The following is a 21367-nucleotide window of genomic DNA, read 5'->3' on the forward strand; positions in this document are numbered from 1 at the left end:
TCCGAATTCAACGTACTGATAAACTGAAAGGAATAGACCAATGAACACCGAAGAAACCCTGAACCTGCCCCAATCGAACGCATGGAACATGTTCACCATCGCTTCATTTATTGTCGCAGCTGCGATGATGGCAGGCGGCATCTATTTCCTCGAGGCCAGCTTTGCGGCGAAAGGGTTCTACTCGATGTCCGCGCTGATGCTGGTACACACCACCGTCTCGATCACCAAAACGCTGCGTGACCGCGAAGAATCCCAGCGTCTGCACAATCGGATCGAAGATGCAAAGACCGAGAAACTGCTGAAAGAAGTGGGCGACAATATCGCCGCCTAAACGATCACATCGCTCAGGGAAAGGCGCGCGCGGCTGGGGGTGGCTCTGTTGGCAACCCCCAGCCGCAATGCGTTGAAGAGCACCCGGTCGCCGGGCACATTGAACCGATCCGAAATAGCCGCGCGCGTGACTGGATCATCCGCCAGCGCTGCTGCGGGCCAGCCCACCAACCCTCGGGCCGTAGCCTGCAACCAGGATCGGTAAAACGCCCGTCCAGCGTTGATCATCGACCCATCTTCGGGCCAGTGAAACAATACGACCGCGCTTGCGGCTCTGCTGCGCGCGGCTTCACCCGAAAGCTGCGGCCCCAGGCCCAGCGTTGACAACAGGTCGTAGACCCTGCTGCCTAGAACCGTCGGCACCAGTCTTGCGGTGAACGCGTCCAAGGCCAGAACGTCCCGGTTTAGGCCGTCGAAATAATATTTCGGGTCATCCTTGCGCAACCGCATCCATTGCAGCAACTCAGCGCGAAAGGGTCTTGGCCGCATGATTCGCGCCGAAGCGTTGTCGATCTGACCAGCCAACCAGTCGATCTGTGCCACCTCCGTTACCAGTGTCATTTCCGCGCTCGCCCATTTGTCGAAGGCGGTGATTGGCGCAGGTGAAAACCCTGCCCGATGTGTCAGGCGCTTAGGCATCTCCGCCGCCAAAGCAATATCTTCCGGGACCGCGGTGCCTCCAGGCACGACCCGAGCAACGGGCCGCAAACCGTTAACCCCTGCCCCTTCAGACAGAATTACTTTGGCCCCTACCCCACGCGCGGCAAGAGCCAGAACCGTACCTTCAACTGCTGCACCGCATGAGACCTCCAAGTCACGATCCGTCGGATCACCCACAGGAAGGCGTCGGGACAGGTCGGCGAGGACGTCGATGCCGCCATCACGCAACGCCCAGCGCGCTGGCTGTGTATTATGGGCCGAGGGGGCCAGCATCGCCTGCGCCACAACGGCTTCGAATTCCACCCGGTCCATTACGTCAACTCCTTGGAAAACAGGTGTAGCCGATGCAACGGCACCGCCCCGACCTTTTCGGTTTGCCGCAGACTGGCCGTGTTTTCGTCAGCAATCCAGGTGCCGCCGACCGTTTCATACCCCGCCGCGATCATGTCGCGTGTCATTTCGCTGAGCATCAGGGGATTGACCGAACGGCCCTGAAACTCTGGCATCACGCCCTGGAAAACCACCACAGCGCGGTTCCTGCGGGCCTTGTAACGCAGAAAATGCCACGGGAGGGACAGGCGCATCCGGGAGCCAACCCGGCGTAACAGCGGGTTGAGATCGGGGATCGCTATCACTGCTCCGGCAGGTTTGCCCTGATAGTGCACCACCTTGGATATGCGCGGGTCCATGATCCATTTCATGTCTTTGGCCTGAAAGTGGAACTCTTCGGCCGTGACTGGAACGAACATTGGATTGTCTTTGAAACTGCGGTTCAGGATGGTTCGCGCGTCCTCAAGCCGCTCGGCAATGGTCGCGCGAGTGACGGGGGCAAAGGAAAACCCCTGATCCAGCAAGTGCGCACGCTGAATGTCGTGCAAGACCTGCGGAGCGGGCGTCACATTCAGACGGCGCTCAAAAGTTGTCATGGGAAAATGCGGCTTATACCCGTTCGACTTAAGTAACCCCGGCAGGTGAGGCGGCCCCCAGACTTGGTCTGTGAAAGGCGCCTGATCGAACCCACCGGTCATGACGCCGGCCTGCTGCATTGCTGTCAGGTTGAAATTGCCGGTTAGCCGCGTCATGCCTTTTTCGCGGACCCAGTTTTCCGCAGCCTGCAACAGGGCCGTGGCGGCCTCAGCATCGTCGGCGCAATCAAAGAACCCAAAGCACCCCCGGGCCTCATGATGCAAGTCGTTTGAGGTCCGGTGCAGATGTGCCGTGATCCGGCCAACCGGTTTACCCTGCCGTAGAGCGGTGAAATAGGTAAAGTCCGACACCCCGGAGAACAGCGGGTTTGCAGCCGACAGGAACCGCTTCAAATCCGCCTTCATCGGTGACACGTAAAGGGTATCCGGACCATAGGCATGGAACGGGGCGACAAAGAAACTCGGGAAATCCCGTTCCAGAAGTTCGATCATGCCTGCCCCTCGGCCATCAGAACACCTGCCATCCGCTGCACCGCACGCAGGGCGGCGCCGGTGCTGTCCATCGTCGCGATATCCGGGTTGCTAAGCATTACCACCCTCAACGGTTCAGCCGAAAGCAACGCGGCATGAGTGGCATCAAAGCGGGAGAACAGCCAGTTGACCTGTTCGTCATCCGTAGTACCCACCTGTTGAACAGGCATTTCACTTAACCGGAACCGCAGGTCGTCCAGGTTCATACCAGTCAAATCGGCCTCTTCCACCAGCACCGCGTCCGGGGCCCCGGCAGCGCGGCGCAACAAGGTCATGCCTGCCTGCGGCCCCTGCCCCCTTGCCTCGGCAATCTCGCGCAGGGCAACCAGTTGGCGGTCCTCAATCCGCAGGGCAATCGCGGCCTGCCATATCGCCAACAGGATCAGCGTGGAAACGATCACCGCCATGACCTGTATCCCGGCCCGCAGATCCAGCGGGACAAGCCCGGACAGGGTCAGGGTCAACAGTCCGGTCACCAGAAACACGATCCCGAAGCTGCGCAGGATATCCGCGGCCCGCAACCCCGAGCGGTACATCCCAATCGACAGCCAGCACAGCACCAGGACGGCCACACCACCCAGCCTGACCGGAGCATCAACCACTGCCTCGCGCATGTAATCCGTTGCTATAAAAGGCAGAATCAACAGGAAGGACAGGCTCATTCTGTTGACGGTTCTGTTCTCGGTCGGAGACAGGCTGCACCTGTCGCGCCGCAGCACGAACGCTGCAACGCCACCCAGCCCGATCAGTTGGAACAACAGCAATCCGGTCAGTCGTAAAACCTCAAGGTTGCTAAACTGCAGCAACCCCAGCAGGCCAAGGACGACCGCCCCCCACGCGCAGATCTGTTTCAGGATGGGCGGCGCGTGACGGCGCAGCAAGCCCTCGGCTAGAACCAAAGCGGCCAAGGGCAACAGTGCCGCGCAACAGCTTGCAACAGCAGAGAAAAGCCAGCCCCAGCCACCCCAGTGCCCGATCCGGGACAGCATCAGCGCCACCAGCACCCACAGGCAGAACCGAAACCGTCTGGCAATTTCGGACCTTTGCACGAGATCGTCCAGATGCAGCAATACAACCACTGCGCCCAGCGCAGCGCAGATCGACACCCATGTGTCCGCCAGAAATGCGGCCGTATCGGTCATGAGGCCAACAACCTTTTCATCTGCCGCCGAACCAACGGCCGCACCAGGGTGGCCAGAAAACCCGGCAAAGGACGCTCGACCTTGCCCGTATAGGGGTTCAGGAACCAGCCGCGATAGTCCGCGCCATGCGGGCGCCCCAGTACGGTCTGTAGCGCCTCGCCTGCCATCAGCGCCCCAGCCATGATTACCATTGGCGCAAAGGACATCCGGCTGCGGGTGCCGGCAATGACTTCACCAGCCAGGGCCAGATCCACATGGTGCCGGGACGACGAATGGGTCAGTACATATTCAGCCTCGGCGGCAGCGGCCGCATCGCGCATCTCCGGCGTAAGCGCGCTCCAGAGGGTGCCTTGCGTGGGGTAGTCCAGACGTTCTTCCGGCATCGGGTCACCTGAACCCGTGACGTAAACCGATGGCAAGGGCGAGGCATAGGCGTCGATCACCACCCGCCTACTGATCCGCGCCGTACGATACAGCAGCAGGCTGGCGCTCAGATCATCTGTACCGTTGATAACAACATCAGCGGTTTGCACCAACCGGTCCACGTATTCCGGCCAATCCGCACCCAGCACTTCGATTTCGGCCTCGGGGTTTATTTGCAAACACTGGTCGCGGGTCGCAATCGCCTTGTCTCGGTCGATCGTTCCCAGTGTTGCGAACATTTGCCGGTTCAGGTTCGACACCTCAAAACTGTCCAGATCAGCAAGGATCAAGCGCCCAACCCCCGCACGGATCAGGGTCATGATCGCACTGCCACCCATCCCCCCGGTGCCGCAGACAAAAACGCAAGCGTTGCGCAGTCCATCCTGCTCGGCCTGAGAGACAAAGCCGATATTGCGCGTGGTGAATTCCTGATATGAAAACGTGCTCATTTACCCTGTTCCCTGGCGCGCAAAATGCCGAAATCCCGGTGTGTGTCGGCCCATTGCCACAACGGCATCGCCAGACGCTGCAATACAGCCGCAAAAACGGCCAGCGCGACAGCAGCGAATGAGCCGCGCGGAACCTCGCGCCCAACATAGGACAGCGCGGTTGGCGTATCCATCTGACCCAATTGCAGAACGTCATCACCCCGATCGTAATCCAGCTGATCCCGACAATAGTCATTCACCACCTGATCCCGGTGCTTGGGGGCGTCGGCGAAGGTCTTCTTCAAATGGTCCGAACCACCCGTATAAGCGTTGGAGATCACGAAACAGTCTTCGTCAAAACCGGCCTCGGGGCCGACACCAAAGACATGGCGGTGGTGACGCATGATTTCCCGGGCCAGCAACAGATGCAGAAGGCTGCGTCGGTTTTGCGCCCCGCCCTCCGGCGCCGGAAAAACACGCGCGAACCCGCTACCAACCAGCCCCACGACCGCTGGCACCTGCGTTACATTCGAAATCCAAAGCGGCCGCATCCCATTGCGAAACAGCATCAACACGCAGGTCAGCCCGTACAACACCCAGCTGAGCCCCTGACTGCGCAGACCGGGATCAACCATGACCAACCCCAGATGCAGCACTTCCTCGGACCGGTGCCCCAGGTCGACCTCCATCAGGGCCAGAGCATTGAAGGCCACCGGCGTTTGATCGTCGCGGCGCGATACGAGCGTGATCACCGACTGCCCCAGCCTGTCGCGATCACCGGCAAAGACCCCATAGCTCAACTCTCCGGCGGGCAGCGTTTTCGACGCTACCCGACGCAAGTCTGCAACCAGCTCATCCAATTCGGACGGAGACATCCACAGACTCGGGCGTTCAACTATGCGAACCCGATACCCGCCCGAGGCGTTCAGACGTACATCCATGTAGCGCTGAGATGCGGCGCTGAAAATGGCGCTTAACAATTCCTGTTCCCGTAAATTTCCGCTCTTAGCCAGATACGAATTCTATTATGACAAAACTAAGGTCTGGGACGTGCTATTTCGCGTCGCTGCCCCGTGCCATTCATGAACTCATGAACCGGATTTAAGCCCCACGGCACAAGTCCTGAATTCCACCAGTTCCTCGTGTTGCTTTGACCGGATAAGCTCTTCTCAGGACAAAGGCATGCGTTATGAAAATCGTCTCTGGCGGGCAAACCGGTGTGGATATGGCGGCATTGGAATTCGCGCGGCAAAACGGCCTGGCTTATGGTGGATGGGTTCCCAATGGCCGCACGAATGAAGCGGGTCGGATTCCGGAGTATTTCACCGGCCTGACCGAGACGGAAACCGAAAAAGTTGTAGAAAGAACCCTCGCCAATGTCGTTTCAAGCGATGCCACGCTGATCTTTGTCGATGAGTCGCCAAGCCCGGGAACGCAGCAAACTATCGCGTTCGCCGAAGAGGCCGGGAAACCTCATCTGGTAGTCAATATCAGGGATGGAACGTCAGCCTGCACGCGGCAAGTACGAGAATGGCTGCAATCCACCCAATCGTCGGTTCTGAACATCGCGGGTCCCCGAGCGTCCGAGGCACCGCAGATCGGAGCGCAGGTCCGCGCGATACTGGATCAAAATCTGGATCTGCTCGAGCGTGAACCTTAACCGCATCTACTGGTTCGTCTAAGGCGCAGTCCTGTCCGCACCGCCAAACCTTAGAAGTACGTTGCGCGTGACCTGTTCAACCTGCCAGTCCCGCCGGGTCAAACCCATCACCCATTCGCAAGTACCTGCGGTAAAGACCTCGCCCTCTCCCCGGTGCCAATGCACGATCGCGCCGTTGCCGCGGCTGCTGCGATCCAATGTCTCGGGCGAAATCTCTCCGAACAGGGCGCGGGCATTGAACATCGCGTCCGCGTCCGCGATATAAGCGGTCTCACCCCAAACCTCTTGCGTAGGCTCAATATTGGTCGCCAAACCCATCGCCACAATCTCAAGCGTTGGGTCAGCCCCATCCGATCCGGTGGCAATGGGAAGGCCGTCTTCAATCCGATAATCCACCCCATCGACTTCGTACCCGAGTATTCGGGACGCGGCCCCCAGCTGATCGCCATACCCCAACTGAGTACCCGCCAGCGCCCAATGGCCGGGCCGATACACCGAAAAGCCCCCGCTGCCCTGCCCGACACAGCGCCCCAGACCGGCATAAACCCCTTTCAGCCCGTTGACCCCAAAGGTCTGCGCGCCCGGACGGTTTGCCGGGGCGGTTTCCCATGCGGTGGTTACCAGATGCTCTTGATCCGAACCGACAAGCGGGTCCTGATCAGCCGTGTACTTGTAACAAACCTGGGTGCGCCCCTCATCCTCGATGCGGGTTTGCCAGAGGAAATTGCCCCCAAACCGTGCCACGCGGCCACCCTCGGCGGTGTACCGATCAACCGCGTCGCGCATGTTTGTTGACCAGTACTCGTCGTGCCCCACGAAGACAGCGCATCTGTGGCGTTTCAAAAGTTCGGGATCATCCTCCAGATCATGCTGTGTGGCGAAATCGAACTCGAACCCTTGTTCTTCAACCGAAGCTGCAAAGTGACGTTCGTAACTTGCCCATCCGGCCGAGGCGTACTTCTTGGAATACCCATAGGCATAGGCCCACTCCATATAGGGATACCGAACCATGGTGCCCGATTGGTGCGGCATGTCGGGCACCGCGCGTGGTATTCCTTCGGGAAGCTTGCAGAACCCCCGCGTCCACGGGCGCTGTGTTGAAACCACCGGAGAAAACGCATTGCTGTCCGGGCCGGTTATCCCTTCGTAGTGGTTGGACCCGCCCCAGCAGTTATAGGCCAGCCAGGTTCCCGTGGCGCAGATCAATACATAGGGTGCAGGCGGCTTGCTGACCGCGCGGCGCAGCATAAAGAGATGGTGTTCCTCGACGCGGTCCCCGTCGCGTTCAGCGGTCAGGGTCACCAGATATCCACCTGCGCGCCAGTCATCGGGGATCGTGAACTCGTAAGCGACATCCCACCCGCAGCCGACAACCGAACAATCCTCGGGTGTAGTCTGATGCACCCCTGCGATATCCGTCTCCGAGAACAACGGCTCGTAACGCGCACCATCACGGCCAATCTCAAGGTTCCAGCGTTCTGCCGTGGTGGACACCCGCAATGCCAGCAGGTCACCCGGGGCATAGGTCATGCGATCCGTATACCCCCAGATCTCAAGAACCGAAGCGTTTCGAGCAGGTCCGATATAGTAATTATCCAGAATATGTCGTGCTTTTGCACGCGTTCTTGGTGTTGTTTCAGGTTGGGGTAATTCCGATCGTGTCATGAATCACAGCACTACCACACAGCAGATGATTTCAAGACTTGTGTTTTGATGCCCTTGAAAAAAAGCTGGCCATTTCGGTATTCAGACAGGGTCCCTACCCGCATCAGGTTCCGTTTTTCTGGCCCGACCAAAAACCGATTTCGTCTCCGTCGATAATGATCGCGAGATCCCAGAACTTTCTGATTTCCGCTTCGGCGGCCAGCGCCGCGGCCGGTTCGTCGGGGACGCGCTCGACACGAAACCCAAACTGTTCGAACCCGCTGTACTCGACACGGCTTAGTATGACCGGAAAGACCTCTCGTTCCAGTGCCGCAGCGGCCAGAAGCCTCGCGACATTATGTGCGGATTCAAGAGGTTTCAGAACCCGAATACCAATATACGTGGGGCCGGCCTTGTCATGCTCCCAAAGGGCAATGGATGGTGTCAGGTCCATCTCGGGGAACACAACTTTCCCGTACGGCTTGGATTTGCGATTGTCCGTGATCAAAGCATCCAGTTGAACCGGCCGCTTTGGCGATGTCCTGCCAAGAATTTCGAACCAAGAGATGTCTGTCATTTTTCGCGCCTAACCTCTGCTAGGATTTCAGCTGCCCTCGACGCCCCCGCCTCAGGTAGTTGAATCCCATTCAACGCAGACCGATAGCGTTCCACCTCATCGTGATCCAGACATTCCGAGACTGTCCTTTCCAGCTTCATGAGGTCTGTTTCGGTGATGATCGCACAAAGGTCGCGATCAGCCAAAGCTCTGGCGCGTCGCTCCTGATTGTCCAAATAGGGGGCCGATTGCGGGATCAGGATCGCGGGGATTTGGTGGTAAAGAATTTCGAGAACGGAATTGTACCCCGCCGCTGAAATTACCAGGTCCGCGGCCAGACACAGGGATGTTGCCTCAAACGTCTGGACCACGCGTGTATTTGTCCAGCCGAACGTGGCAGGCTGAACCTTGCTGCCCGGCCACGTCACGACAAGATGCAGGCAGTCCGTCCGATCCTCCAGCATCCCGGATATCGCTTGCAGCTGAGCCGATCTATCAGACGCCACACCGCCACCCAGCATGCTGACAACTAACTGTTTGAACTCTCGCCCGAACCGTTCTGCCAGCCGCTCCCTAAGCCGGTCACGCTCGTTTTCGGACTGAACCACCTTGCGAAAAATCGGACCGACGTAGTGGACGTGGTCGCCATAGCTGTAGGCATCGTTCAGTTCGTCGAAGGCTTCGGAGGGTACGATGACACGATCGAACACACCCTCTCGTCGGAGCATCTTTTGTCGGGGTCGCCCGTCGGGCCACAGGCCCCGTCTAATCCAAACTGCCGACAGGTTTCGCTCGAGAATTACGCGGTAGACGGAATCGAAGACATGGCCGCCGTCAAAGATCAGGCTGTCGTTGTCCTGCAACGCGGCACCAAGTCGACGATATGTCAGGATATCGTTGCCGTCAGGATTATCCGACATATCGATCCGCGAAACCAACGGAATGCAATCAATGCCTTCGCGGCGGATAAGCGGCACGCAACTGGGAAAGGCCGCAAATACCGACGGCATGTTGTCCGGCAATGCGTTCGCGATCACGGCGCACCGCTGAGCGTGCCCCAATCCCACGCCATTTGTCGGAAAGAACAAAGTTCTCTGTGCGGTCCGAACAGGTTCGCGTGTTTTGGGTGTAAGACCTGCAGCGCTTTCCAGACGGGAAATGTCCACATTATGAAGCCACTGAGATTTTCTGGCCTGTTCCGCGATTTGCGACGTGTTGCCAAGTATTTTACCTGTCAGATACCCATCCAGAGAAAATGGCGTCTTGGGCCCAAGCAACGCGGGCGCGCCGGAGGACACCAGAGCCTCGTCATCCGTGCAATCTATCGCAACGCCCCCAGTAGCCATCAATTCGACTGCAAACGCCGCCATACGAACGCCGGCGATGCCGTGACCGAACATCACAAGAATGTCCGTCGAATTTGCCAGCGTAAGCGATGAAAGATCGGTATACAGGTTGGTCGGCAAATCATGGAACGGCGACGCATTGATCGCCTCGTTCTGCGCCCCGCTTACGACCAGTCGCAGATTGTATCCCCCCCGGTTACTCATTCGGGAAAAGCAGGACAGAGTCTCGGGATTGTCCAGTTCCATGGAGCCTAAAACAACCGTCACATTCGGCATCCCACGTGCGGGCCGGGGCGTTGGCCGAACGTCCGCAACCAGAGGGCTGATCGCCGAAGGCATCACCGAACGCGGCTGAAAATCCGTAAGGTCGATCACCGTTGCCTCGCGCCCAAGCGCATAGGCCAGACGCGCTTTTGCCCCGATGTAGCTTTGCTGGCTCAGGAAACGACCCGTAGCAATCACCGGCACGTCGGTATCAAGCTGCTTTTGTCGAAGGGATGCAAGAAGCAGATCATCGATATCCTCGGCACCAAGCACAAAGACGGATTCAGCCTCGTGCTCTGCCGGATCGACAAGAAATCTGGCCGCCTCATAAACTCTACCGCGTCCTGCGTTTCCCGGCAGATACTCGGCATCGATACAGCAGGTGAAACCGCTCGCGGCAAGTTGCTCGGCAAAGATCAACTGCGCATCGAAGGATCGTAAGGAACGCGAACCGGCCTCAACGAAAATCATTTCAGGACCCCGCTATCAGCGGGAATGACATTGGACAGTTGCGCCCTGAAGTTGTCGGCGGAGTAGCGCGCCAGCGCTGATTGCGATTTGGATACCTGTTCGTGATACCTATGCGGCTGCGCGATAAGACCGGTAATAATCCCGTCTACGTCCTTTGGGCGACAACTGAGCACTGCGTCGCCAAACGTGACCCCTATCTCCGAATTGGTAAGAACCACTTTGCCAGCGGTCAGAGCTTCGGCAATGACACGGCCAAAGCTTTCCTGCCAAGTCGGTGCGGTGAAGTAAACGAAAAAGTCAATCATTTCAAAAAACTCGTCCACCCGAATGGCGTTGAAAGGAAGCAAGGTCCAATGCGGGCGGAAGACACTGGCATCCAGCAATGCGTCCGCACCCAGGATAACGTTGTTCTGCGCATGTTCGGGAAAACACCTGTCGAGATCGGCCAGAGTCGGAAACTTCTCAAACCCGGGGCGTGAATGCCTGCCGCGGCGGTCTTCGGGCACGTCGCACGGGGACTCAATCTCGGTTTCGCAGATGTTGAACCAGTCCGCACCCAAAACCTCCCATTGCCGGGCCACACGGGACCCGACCAACCAATCGGTTACGGTTTTCCGATTATACGGCGAAATCGGTGCAAGCGTTTTTCTGAGCGCAAGAGCCGCCGCCTCAATCTGGTTCAGGCAGGATGAAACGTCGAACCCTTCTTCTCCGCCCGGACGCAAAAAATTCTCGTGCGTTACCACGATCAGGTCCCGCGCAAAAATTCTTGTACTCAAAGCGTCCTGAAACTTCAGAAATGCCGGATTGTGCAAGATCACAAAATCTGCACTAACCCGAGGAGCATCCCAAATCAGCGGAATGCGCAGCTCGTCAAGTACACGACGCAGCACCGGCGCTATGTACTGGTCGTCTCCGAACGTCCTTGAGGTTACCGCGTGAACCTCCAACTCTCCGAACTCAATGGCCACTCGAAGTTCGGCAGCGACAGCCGCCGACGTACCGCCGGAAAACCGTGGTTCAATGATGTAGGCGATTTTCGGGCGCGAGGGACAGCTGATGGTGTCAAACACGGACATGGGGCCTAGTGCTGCAGCGAACTTGCGCGCGCGGTTGTCCCAGTCGGGGTGTCAAACGGATTGTCCGGCACATTGGCGGGATAGCCGAAATCCAAACTGCCGGCAGACGCGGCGCCATAAAAATCGCGCAATTCCCGCGATAGCTCATCATCGCCCGTCAGCAACTCCGGGTTCCTCTCAAGATAGGATCGCAGCGCCCTCGTGTCGTTGGTTGACAACAGCTGATCGATAGCGATCAGGTGCTCAAGCGTGATCTCAGCACGCGCACCCCCTGTCGTCGCTAAAATAAGTAGCGCAGTTACAATGCCGACGAGTCTGCTATCAGTCATTTAAAAGAACCTTATCAATACTTGTTAACTACACTCACCATCTGTTTCAGTCTTTCGCACTCATGAACAAGAATAGCGATTTTAGTTCGATGTTGCCCGAAGTTTTTTCAGAACCTGGCTTCTGAGCTGGTTGATCGGGTTGTTTGCCGTAGCGCTTTGACTGCTTCGTTTGGTTGTTCGCTTGATCGGAGAACTGCTATAGCCGTTCCCGGCCAGATATAACTCCACCACTCCGCTGGTAGTTTTGGTTTTCGAATTGGTGAAGTCGCGCAATAACGCGCCGGCATCTTCTGCTAGGGCCGCGGCTTGGGCGGCATCCTGCCTGTGATAGAATCGAACGTTGGACTGGGACACCTTGTACCCAACGCGCGCCGTCCCATTCAACTCATGACCTGTCGTTGTTAGATCGGTAACAACAGAATCTACTACATCCTGCGGCAGTTTGTTGGGTGCATACAGTCTGAACGCCGCGCCCGTTGCGCCGGAACTCGCTTCTGGTGGCTCGACATCAGCGCCAGGCAGCGCCGCAAATTGCACTGAACCCGAGGGCTCAGCTCGCGGCGTCTGAATGGGTGTTTGCAGCGCCTCCGGGCCAACTCCGGGTTCTTCAATCTGCGCCGATGGGTCCAATGCCACGGTCGTCAATGCGTTTTCAATCGGATCGACCGATATGGGCAAATCCGGCTGGATGGCCCAAATCTGTTCTGACAGAGACCCAGGCTCTGCCGCGGGTGGCAGAAGCGCAGGTTGTCTGAACAAGACGGGCTGAATCGCAAGATCAGGCGATCGCACCGGTGGAGTAAACGCATCTGCTGCTATTTCCATGGGATCAACAAATCCTTCTGCAGCTACAGCAGCCAGCGCGACCACCGGGTTAAAAATCTCAGGTACGTTTTCATAGGGCAGAAAACTTGGGTTCGCCTCTCGAGTTGGCAGATAACCGGGTCCACTCACGGGCAAAAACGGCTGCTCAAGGGCAGGAACATACGCCAGAACGCGTGGAGCGACATTTGGTGTTTTCAGTTCGGGAGGCTCTGCCGCCTCGGTCAAACCCGAAACAGGGGGTGTCAGCAATGCAGTACTGTTCAGATCCTCTCCCTCTGCCAAACTGCTATCGGGCGAAGCCGATCGGGCCGAAGTGTTGACCACATCGGTTGAAATGACGATTTCACTTTGCGCGGACGTCGACAAATCAGGCTGCAACGGAGCGACGCCCTCATCTTGCAACGGAGAGCTAATCTCGACACCCGCAGCTTCTGATCCAGTTGCCACTCGTGGGTCTGGTCCAGAAAGAACCCAAAACACCGAAGAAGAGGCAACCGCACCAATGGCGCAGCCGAGGGCGATTAAACCCAATCTAACCTTTCGGCGCGCGCGTTGTTGAATTTCCAGTTTTTGAAGAATCTTCTTGGATAGGCGAAAGTCAATCTCTTCATTGGAAAGCCTTAAACTCAGTCCTGCATCTGTCTGATCGGCGTCGGCCGAGCTGTTATCGCCTCTCCGGGATTTGAAAGTTCCTCCGGCTTTTTCAACAGATTTGGTCTTACGGTCACCATTAGGCACACCGGACTCGAGTTCTTCCGACTCACCCCTGCGCCCGGCAAACGCCGCATTTCTTTTCTTCCTGGCTTCTTCAAGCTGAGTTGACCACGCTTTCTGCCCGACCGGAGATGGCTCACCTGTGGTTGATTGAGCATCGTTACGTTGACCCGGTTTGGGGGCTTGCGTCTCCTTGCTTTTCTGACCGCGCGCCGAAATGTTCTTCTCTCGCTCTATCCGAGCTTTTTCAAGTACCTTCTGCCATTCAGGGGATTGAACGAAGTCATAGTTACCCGGCGCCTGAGCAGCGCGTTTCTTGGCAACTTCTGGTCGAGTCTTTTGGCCGCTCGCCTTCGTCATGAATTACCCCCGACTGGCCGGCGAAATAAGCTCTAAGCTGTTGTAGCCTGGCAATCCCGAGCACAGGCCGGCGCGTCAAAAATGCTAAAAAATATAGTGTGGAGTATAAAAAACTGACCGCTCTCTGACAAGTCAACCGGTTCCGCCAAACAGAATGTGAACACCCCCAGTCAAGGTCAGGATTGCTGAGCTTACCCCGCCAGACCCCAATTTCAGCGTAGTTTTTTAGTCTCACGACAATTTCAAGCTTGGCTAAGGTAAAGGGTAAGAGCCACATGAACGCTGTTGCGCCGTTCCTGGAGTTGTTTGGGTAACCAATTCTCAAAACACTTGGGTATGAATGGACCCAATTCGGAACGAACTGGATGCACTTACTCTGATCATCACTCCGATTCCGTTCATGCCAAAGTGGTCGTGGTGGATAGGGTGCTGTGGAACGCGTGCAGCTTTTGCCCCGAGTCTTTGCCTGACGGCTCGGTCAGACGGCAAAAGACCAAGGACGTTTGCATTTTTTCACTGGATGAAACGTCACTATGTGGATGAGCGGGACGAGACTGTCTGGATCCGGTTCACGGGCGGCGAACCCACAATGCATTTCCGCAACATCGTTCTGTTGCGCAGGCGTCAGCAATTGATTTCAAAGTCAGCCTGATCAGCAATGCGTCGCGGACACCCCGGTTTTCGGAAAAGATAGGCGAGTGTCTGAACAGCTTAATCCTAACCTATCACGCAGAGTTCGTGGAGCTGACCCACTTCATCCGCTTAGCGAAAATGATGGTGGTCCATATCAACGTCACGATGCACCCGGACCGCTTTGACCAAACCCTTGAAGACGCCCGGGTGCTGCGCGCGGCGCTGCCGACGGCGTCGATCTCGTTAAAGCCGTTGCGGCAGGAACTCGGTGCAAAGATATACGACTACGCCGATGACCAGATGCGGGTACTTTCGGAAGGACTGCCCTCGAAATACGCTCCGTTTGACGAAAAGCCGCACTCTCTGATGCGCGCGACCATACGGTCCGGGCAGTGCAAGACGTTGCCCCCAAATGAGTTCCTTCTCAGGGGCAGGAACCGCTGACGCGTTTTCAGCTGCAGTGTCGGGCTGGACCCACTTCGGGTCAGAGGGAATGGCGATATCTACCGAGGTGTCTGCGGTGTGCAAAGGACTCCTGTTCATTTCTGGCCGACGTCCTGATCCGAAAAGAGTATTGAACCGGCGTCCCCTAAACGAGACAACCGATCAAATGGAGTTCAGGCTGCCCAGGTCGACACCGCTCCAGGCCATGCGCGGGTCGGCCAGCACCTCAAGTAGGTCTTCATGTTCAGGATGGTCGGATGAACACACATCCTGGGTTTTAAATTCCTGCGGTGTGACATGCCCCCAATTGCGCAGCCTCAGGAAGTAGACACCATCAGCGTTCATTTCATGGGCAAGATCGACGAAGGCAGGCATTTCTCTGTAATTTGCGGTCTGCACGACAAAGTCCAAACGCAACGTGTCAATATCACCACGCGCGTTCAGGTCACCGAGGAAGCGCAGGTTCCTTCTCAGTATCGAGAAATTGCCTCCACGGCGCAGCACGCTGTACGTGTCGGCCTGCGCCGCGTCGATGGACACCCAGACAGACGAGACCTTGTCCCATAGCGCTAGATCGTTCCATGCCCTTTCATTGGCCAGCAACCCGTTGGTGTGCAGTTGAATGCGCCGCCCGGGCGGGCCTGACTGAGAAAGCCTCCCCAGGAGATGGCGAAAGTGCCTACTGCCAAATGGATCACCCGACCCGGTGACCTTGATTTTCGTGGCCTTGCTGACCAGCGGCAGAAGGTGGTCTTCAAAGACATGATTCAAACGTTCCGTGTCTTTGTGCGGCAGGTTGATCAACTGCGTTCGGCAACTGGGACAAGAGATGTTGCAGGACCGGTCATGAGACAGGATGACCCGATCGGGACCTTGCTCCAGCTCCAGTTTCAAGTTTTGCGTTTCCGGGGTGCGGGCCTGGAGCCTGCGACCGGCAATCTGTGGACAATGCCACCGGCTGCAATGGGAAAAATCACCGTCACGGACGGATCGCCTGATTTCACGTGCCCTGTCGGAATTCCAGAATCCGCCCTCGTCCGCCGTTTCTAGGCGACCGATCGGAACCGGTTGCCATGCCGAACAGCAAAAATGCACTTCACCGTTAGTCCGCGTTTCCATTTCTCGAAAAGGCGCCGGGCAGGTGCGCGTCCGAAGCCAGCGGTCGGTTTCGGTTTCCAGATCCGTCGACGTCTCGCGGGCAGCATCAATGAGCCGCTGCGCCATTAGGTCATGGTGATCGCGGCTTACGACCTCGCGCCCAAGTGTTTCGGTTGCCTGCCATTTCCCCTTCTGAAGCTCGAGCCACCCGGCGACCAACAGAGTCAAAATCTCGTGCTCTGTCGCGTTGTTCAATACCTGTGCGACAAACCGATTCAACAAACCCTGATCGTTGTTTTTCTTTATGGTTTCTGCACATTCGATCACCAGGTCTTTTGCATGAGCACCGGGCCCATCAAGAAGTCTACGCCGCCTGAGATAGGTCGCGTTTTTCTCACAAAGCGACTCGATGATTTCTGCACAGTCGACATCGCCTGTGTCGTAAAGCAATTTGGTGTTGTTGCGCGTTATAGGCATTGCGGCTGATATAGTGACAGACCGCGACATCAAATCAAGTATGCGCTTGGACGACAAAAATATCGGCAAGGAAATGAAAAAAGTGAACCGGGACTCTGGGCTAGGTTTGCATCAAAAAAACACCCCAAACAGCCTCTGCCGTCACGGCGCCCACGTGGTCTAAGGTATTTCATTAACAACCGGTCAGAACCCGACCTCATCCGAGCAGACCGCAACTAACCTGCTGCGCGCACTGTCCAAACAATTCATGCTCAGGCGGTGCACCACCAGCCCCTCTTATTGCAGAGTGTCCCATGCCCCCAACCATCATATGGGGGAACCGACATTCCGACGCCAAGGCAATACTGACCAGACCCGGTTTTCCGGCCGGAAAGACGAATGACCTCGGGACGGCCTCTAAGTACTTGAAGGCGATTGATTATTCCTGGGCGCGAGCTTCACAAACCCTTTGTTCACCTAATGACGAGCCCTTCCAAAAAAAGACGATCACGAACCAAAAGGATATCCTATCGGCTTACTTCGCCAGCGAAGCTTATTCTGGAAGGTTCAACAATGCAGTTGTCAACGCGACGGCCCGCCTTTGATTTGGTCACCCAAAACACAAGTGGCGTGAAATGTGCCGACAGCCTGCTGATCAGTTCGAGCGAGCTGTTCAACTACACCGTTCAAGGTTTCCGCCACCAACAGTGCGAATTGAAACATGGTCGGTGCTTCAAGGACCGATGGCGAGCGTTCTTCCGGTACCTCCCTTCGTTCTCCCATCAAGTTGATCGTGGCCTGAGTTGTTGTCAGAGTACCGGCCGCCAACAAGATTATGGCCCGGTCACCTTCTACCGTTCAGTTAAACACTCTGTTGAAGGTAGAAATGTTGTCGACACCCGCATTCGTCCCTGTGTGTCGGACATAAAAACCAGCCCGCAGTTCAACCGCACACCCAATGCGTAGGTCATAGAAGACTCCGTTGCTGCTGTACGACCTTCTATTGTACCGTCAATTGCTCGCCCGTTGCCCGAATTCTGCTTCCTACAACCGGGAAGCCTGCGCATAGTCCAGACCAGTTGCGACAGCAACATACCAATCATCAGGTCAAATTCCGTTCGAAACGTCGAAACCGGCCCAGCCCACCCCATCCTGGTGTACCTCTACCCAGGCATGAACCGCATCCTGCGTCTCGGCTTCGCTCATCATCAGGTAGCCCGGGACATAGCGCGTTGGCAGGGCAATCTTGCGAGCATATGTGATGAAGATATAGGCGTGGTCCTGGTACATGCCGCTGCCCGCCTAAATGGTATCTTCCGCGCGCCGGTCTGGGCGCGAGCTTCTGACCACAGTATCGTAAACGTGGAATTTACTACTTCATTCTGAAATGTTCATCAGTTGTGCCTGTTCTGAGATTAAGAAACATCCTTGGAATAGGGAGCTTGTGATCCATCAGAACGACGAAGGAGTGCACGCGCTAATAACTTTGCAAGGCGTGTCTCCTGCATTTCGAAACCTGTGCGGCAGTATACTCGAGAAATAGTATGCGTCTCCGGGGCCCAGCACCCTGGACTGCCCATCTACGGTCACTTCAAGGCGACCTTCTATCACAACCGCGCATTCCTCTCCTTCGTGCGACAGTTCAGCCCGACCCGAGTCAGCACCGACATCGTACTCCTCTATCAGCATCTGCAACTTCCGATTTCGGCGTTCACCCGCAACAAGAAGATACGAAACACCTGTTGATCCAAGATCGCGCATGCTGCTGTGGGGAAAATAAAAGCTGTCCTCGTTCTTGAGTTCGAAGCTGAAAAAGAACCCCAGATTGACATCAACGCCCGCGAGGATCTTCTTGAGCAGTGCCACGGAAGGCTGAGTTGACCCGCTTTCGATCTGGGAAATCGTCCCGCTACCTACTCCTGCGCGCTTGGCCATCTCGCGCTGGCTGAGGCCCTTTGAAGTTCGAATCAATCGTAGCCGCCGGGCTGTTTCCAGATCAGATGTCGAAGAGTCAGCCATCGTGATTTCCTGCTTTTGATCGAAAGCACTTTAGGAGGGGTGGGTCTGTTTTTCAATGACTTACAGAAACCCACAAAGCCGGGTGTGCGGAACGCCGTAACTCTGCAAGGATTTGGCACCAAATGAAAATCTGCTTCACGAGGAATGGACGTGCTCGATCAACCCAACACAATGTCATCATTTTGGATGCCGTTTTCGGCCAATCGTGATTTCCTTCGCGAGCCCCGCATGATTCAGTCAGCCGAGGGGATGTATTACACCAGTTCTGATGGTCGCAAGGTCATGGACGGGACCGCCGGACTGTGGTGCGTTAACGCAGGTCACCGTGATCCGCTGATCGTTGAAGCGGTGCAGAAGCAGGTGCACGAGCTGGATTACGCACCGAATTTCCAGTTCTCCCACCCTCAGGCGTTTGAGTTGTCGGCAAAACTGACAGCGATGATGCCTGAGGGATTGAACCACGCCTTCTTCACCAACTCCGGCTCCGAGTCCGTGGATACGGCGCTCAAGATAGCGCTGCACTACCACCGGATGCGCGGCGATGGCGCGCGCACCCGTTTGATAGGGCGTGAGCGGGGTTACCACGGCACTGGTTTCGGCGGCATATCGGTTGGCGGCATCGTCAAGAACCGCATGCACTTCGGAACGCTTCTGACTGGAGTTGACCATCTGCGTCATACGCATGACCTGGAGAAAAATGCCTTCTCACGCGGCTGCCCGGAACATGGCGCTGAGTTGGCGGATGACCTGGAAAGATTGGTCGCGCTTCACGATGCCTCGACCATTGCAGCGGTGATCGTCGAACCGATGGCCGGGTCCACCGGTGTGCTTCTGCCGCCGAAAGGATACCTGAAGCGGCTGCGGGAAATCTGTGACCGTCACGGTATCCTGTTGATCTTCGACGAAGTCATTACTGCTTTTGGTCGTTTGGGTACAGCGACAGCATCAGAGTATTTTGATGTAAAGCCCGACATCATCACGACCGCCAAAGGCCTGACCAATGGCGTTATTCCGATGGGCGCGGTCATAGTGTCCGACAAGATCTATGACTCGGCCATGGAAAACGCCGATGCGCCAATCGAGCTGTTCCATGGCTATACCTATTCCGCCAATCCGGTTTCTTGTGCCGCAGCGCTGGCGACTCTGGAAAGCTACAAACAGAATGATTTGTTCCGACGCGCCGCCCTGCTGTCTCAGCCTTGGGAAGATCAACTTCATAGCCTCAAAGGCCTGCCGAATGTCACTGATATTCGCAATCTGGGCCTTGTCGGAGCCATCGAACTCGCGCCACGTGACGGCGCTCCGGGCGCCCGAGGCTATGATGCAATGAAGCGCGCTTGGGAAGCTGGAATCATGATCCGAGTTACTGGTGACATCATCGCCCTGTCACCGCCACTGATCATCTCTGAACCTGAAATAATGACCCTTTGCCAAACGCTTGGAGAGGTATTGGCTGACCTGCCATGACCTCTGACCACTAACCCCAAAAAGGACTGACATCATGAAAGATGCATCCCCGATCGCTTTGATCGGCCACTACATTAATGGCCAAATCACTGTTCCTTCCGGCGAAAACACTCAGCCGGTGTTCAACCCCGCAACCGGTGCTCAAACCGGTGAAGTCTCACTGGCGAGTGTCCAAACGGTGGACGATGCAGTGGCCGCCGCCAAAGCGGCATTCCCAAAATGGTCGAACACACCACCGATCCGCCGCGCCCGCCTGATGAACAACTTCCTGGCCCTGGTGCGCGAACATAAGGACGAATTGGCACGCGCCATCACGGTCGAGCACGGCAAGGTGTTCACCGACGCTCAGGGCGAGGTTGAGCGCGGTATTGATATCATCGAGTTTGCCTGCGGCATTCCGCAACTCCTCAAGGGCGATTACACAGAGCAAGTATCCACCGGCATGGACAACTGGACCACGCGTCAGGCGTTGGGTGTTGTCGCCGGGATTACTCCCTTCAACTTCCCGGTCATGGTGCCGATGTGGATGTTCCCGATCGCCGTCGCCGCAGGCAATACGTTCATCTTGAAGCCGTCACCAACCGATCCGTCCGCATCCCTGTTTTATGCGGACCTGATGCAGAGGGCTGGTTTCCCCGACGGTGTGTTCAACGTCGTTCAGGGTGACAAGGTCGCCGTTGATGCTTTGCTGAAAAATGACGACGTCAAGGCTGTGTCCTTCGTCGGTTCGACACCGATTGCCAACTATATCTACGAGGTCGGTGCGCGTCACGGCAAGCGCGTTCAGGCGCTGGGTGGCGCAAAGAACCACATGCTGGTGATGCCGGACGCTGACATGAACAAAGCCGCCGACGCACTGATCGGCGCGGCCTATGGCTCGGCCGGAGAGCGCTGCATGGCGATCTCGGTTGCCCTGCTGGTTGGCGATGCCGCCGACAAGTTGATGCCGGTCCTGAAAGAACGCGCCGAAACCTTGAAGGTCAAAAACGGTCTTGAGCTAGACGCCGAGATGGGCCCGATTGTCACCGCCGCCGCGCGGGACCGGATTAAAGGGTTCATAGACTATGGCGTCGAAGAAGGTGCGGATCTGCTGGTCGATGGCCGCGACTATACCGTCGAAGGGCACGAGGAAGGCTATTTCCTTGGCGGCACCCTGTTCGACAACGTTACGCCGGACATGAAGATCTACAAGGAAGAGATCTTTGGCCCGGTTCTGTCCTGCGTCCGCGTCTCGAGTTTCGCGGAAGGCCTGCAACTGATCAACGACCACGAGTTTGGCAACGGCGTGTCACTGTTCACCCGTGACGGCAATGTAGCGCGTGAGTTCGGTAAGCAGGTTCAGGTCGGCATGGTCGGCGTCAATGTTCCGATCCCGGTTCCGATGGCCTGGCATGGTTTTGGCGGCTGGAAGAAGAGCCTGTTCGGCGACATGCACGCATATGGCGAAGAAGGCGTTCGTTTCTACACCAAGCAGAAATCCATCATGCAGCGTTGGCCCGAAAGCATCTCGGACGGTGCCGAGTTCGTCATGCCAACCGCAAAATGATCATTCGGTCAGAGGA

At 56.8% G+C, this 21367-nt stretch carries 19 protein-coding genes; 5 read left to right on the plus strand and 14 right to left on the minus strand.

Annotated elements, in window-relative coordinates; genetic code table 11:
* Nucleotides 1-40: 40 nt before the first annotated feature.
* Nucleotides 41-331, plus strand: coding sequence for a YiaA/YiaB family inner membrane protein (locus tag ACR0IK_RS05495; RefSeq protein WP_475159424.1), 291 nt, complete (start codon nucleotides 41-43; stop codon nucleotides 329-331).
* Here the strand turns inward: ACR0IK_RS05495 and ACR0IK_RS05500 are convergent.
* Genes ACR0IK_RS05500 through ACR0IK_RS05520 form a run of 5 tightly spaced genes read right to left on the minus strand, consistent with a single transcriptional unit; the run spans nucleotide 328 to nucleotide 5420 of the window.
* Nucleotides 328-1302: a hypothetical protein gene (locus ACR0IK_RS05500; RefSeq protein WP_480640718.1), complete on the minus strand. Its 975-nt coding sequence runs from the start codon at nucleotides 1300-1302 to the stop codon at nucleotides 328-330. The genes ACR0IK_RS05495 and ACR0IK_RS05500 overlap by 4 nt on opposite strands.
* A complete protein-coding gene (locus ACR0IK_RS05505; RefSeq protein WP_480640719.1) occupies nucleotides 1302-2408 on the minus strand; it encodes a hypothetical protein in 1107 nt (368 codons plus the stop codon). The genes ACR0IK_RS05500 and ACR0IK_RS05505 overlap by 1 nt, the downstream gene beginning before the upstream one ends.
* Nucleotides 2405-3589, minus strand: coding sequence for a hypothetical protein (locus tag ACR0IK_RS05510; RefSeq protein WP_480640721.1), 1185 nt, complete (start codon nucleotides 3587-3589; stop codon nucleotides 2405-2407). The genes ACR0IK_RS05505 and ACR0IK_RS05510 overlap by 4 nt, the downstream gene beginning before the upstream one ends.
* Nucleotides 3586-4461: a HesA/MoeB/ThiF family protein gene (locus ACR0IK_RS05515; protein WP_480640722.1), complete on the minus strand. Its 876-nt coding sequence runs from the start codon at nucleotides 4459-4461 to the stop codon at nucleotides 3586-3588. Before ACR0IK_RS05515 ends, ACR0IK_RS05510 begins: the two co-directional genes overlap by 4 nt.
* Nucleotides 4458-5420, minus strand: coding sequence for a hypothetical protein (locus tag ACR0IK_RS05520; RefSeq protein WP_480640724.1), 963 nt, complete (start codon nucleotides 5418-5420; stop codon nucleotides 4458-4460). Before ACR0IK_RS05520 ends, ACR0IK_RS05515 begins: the two co-directional genes overlap by 4 nt.
* A gap of 209 nt (nucleotides 5421-5629) precedes the next feature.
* Here ACR0IK_RS05520 and ACR0IK_RS05525 point away from each other — a divergent pair, with 209 nt between their 5' ends.
* Entirely contained in the window at nucleotides 5630-6100 is a 471-nt protein-coding gene (locus tag ACR0IK_RS05525; RefSeq protein WP_480640725.1) for a putative molybdenum carrier protein, read from the plus strand.
* Nucleotides 6101-6118: 18 nt separating this feature from the next.
* On the opposite strand, the gene ACR0IK_RS05530 is transcribed toward ACR0IK_RS05525, so the two are convergent.
* From ACR0IK_RS05530 to ACR0IK_RS05555, 6 genes are all read right to left on the minus strand, one after another.
* Nucleotides 6119-7630 (minus strand): N,N-dimethylformamidase beta subunit family domain-containing protein, encoded by a 1512-nt coding sequence (locus ACR0IK_RS05530; RefSeq protein ID WP_480640726.1) that lies wholly within the window; start codon nucleotides 7628-7630, stop codon nucleotides 6119-6121.
* A gap of 238 nt (nucleotides 7631-7868) precedes the next feature.
* Nucleotides 7869-8321, minus strand: a complete 453-nt coding sequence (locus tag ACR0IK_RS05535) for a hypothetical protein (RefSeq protein ID WP_480589517.1) — start codon at nucleotides 8319-8321, stop codon at nucleotides 7869-7871.
* A complete protein-coding gene (locus tag ACR0IK_RS05540) occupies nucleotides 8318-10381 on the minus strand; it encodes a glycosyltransferase (RefSeq protein ID WP_480640727.1) in 2064 nt (687 codons plus the stop codon). Before ACR0IK_RS05540 ends, ACR0IK_RS05535 begins: the two co-directional genes overlap by 4 nt.
* On the minus strand, nucleotides 10378-11460 hold the full coding sequence (locus tag ACR0IK_RS05545; RefSeq protein ID WP_480640728.1) for a glycosyltransferase: 1083 nt from the start codon (nucleotides 11458-11460) through the stop codon (nucleotides 10378-10380). The genes ACR0IK_RS05540 and ACR0IK_RS05545 overlap by 4 nt, the downstream gene beginning before the upstream one ends.
* Before the next feature lie 5 nt (nucleotides 11461-11465).
* The gene (locus ACR0IK_RS05550) at nucleotides 11466-11789 is read right to left on the minus strand and encodes a hypothetical protein (RefSeq protein WP_480640729.1); all 324 of its coding nucleotides are present in this window, start codon (nucleotides 11787-11789) and stop codon (nucleotides 11466-11468) included.
* Between the two features lie 81 nt (nucleotides 11790-11870).
* Entirely contained in the window at nucleotides 11871-13688 is a 1818-nt protein-coding gene (locus tag ACR0IK_RS05555) for a hypothetical protein (protein ID WP_480640730.1), read from the minus strand.
* Between the two features lie 738 nt (nucleotides 13689-14426).
* Here ACR0IK_RS05555 and ACR0IK_RS05560 point away from each other — a divergent pair.
* Nucleotides 14427-14765, plus strand: coding sequence for a hypothetical protein (locus tag ACR0IK_RS05560; RefSeq protein WP_480640732.1), 339 nt, complete (start codon nucleotides 14427-14429; stop codon nucleotides 14763-14765).
* 162 nt (nucleotides 14766-14927) lie between these two features.
* On the opposite strand, the gene ACR0IK_RS05565 is transcribed toward ACR0IK_RS05560, so the two are convergent.
* The 3 genes from ACR0IK_RS05565 to ACR0IK_RS05575 form a co-directional block, all read right to left on the minus strand.
* Nucleotides 14928-16340, minus strand: a complete 1413-nt coding sequence (locus ACR0IK_RS05565; protein ID WP_480640733.1) for a radical SAM/SPASM domain-containing protein — start codon at nucleotides 16338-16340, stop codon at nucleotides 14928-14930.
* Between the two features lie 1086 nt (nucleotides 16341-17426).
* Nucleotides 17427-17609, minus strand: a complete 183-nt coding sequence (locus tag ACR0IK_RS05570) for a transglutaminase-like domain-containing protein (protein ID WP_480640734.1) — start codon at nucleotides 17607-17609, stop codon at nucleotides 17427-17429.
* A 162-nt stretch (nucleotides 17610-17771) separates the two neighbouring features.
* On the minus strand, nucleotides 17772-18338 hold the full coding sequence (locus tag ACR0IK_RS05575) for a cupin domain-containing protein (protein WP_480589508.1): 567 nt from the start codon (nucleotides 18336-18338) through the stop codon (nucleotides 17772-17774).
* Between the two features lie 144 nt (nucleotides 18339-18482).
* Between ACR0IK_RS05575 and aptA the strand changes: the two genes are divergently transcribed.
* Entirely contained in the window at nucleotides 18483-19805 is a 1323-nt protein-coding gene (gene aptA, locus ACR0IK_RS05580; protein ID WP_480640735.1) for an omega-aminotransferase AptA, read from the plus strand.
* 34 nt (nucleotides 19806-19839) lie between these two features.
* Nucleotides 19840-21351 (plus strand): CoA-acylating methylmalonate-semialdehyde dehydrogenase, encoded by a 1512-nt coding sequence (locus ACR0IK_RS05585; protein ID WP_480640736.1) that lies wholly within the window; start codon nucleotides 19840-19842, stop codon nucleotides 21349-21351.
* The last annotated feature ends 16 nt before the right edge of the window (nucleotides 21352-21367 follow it).

Source organism: Ruegeria sp. BF7 (assembly GCF_056538605.1).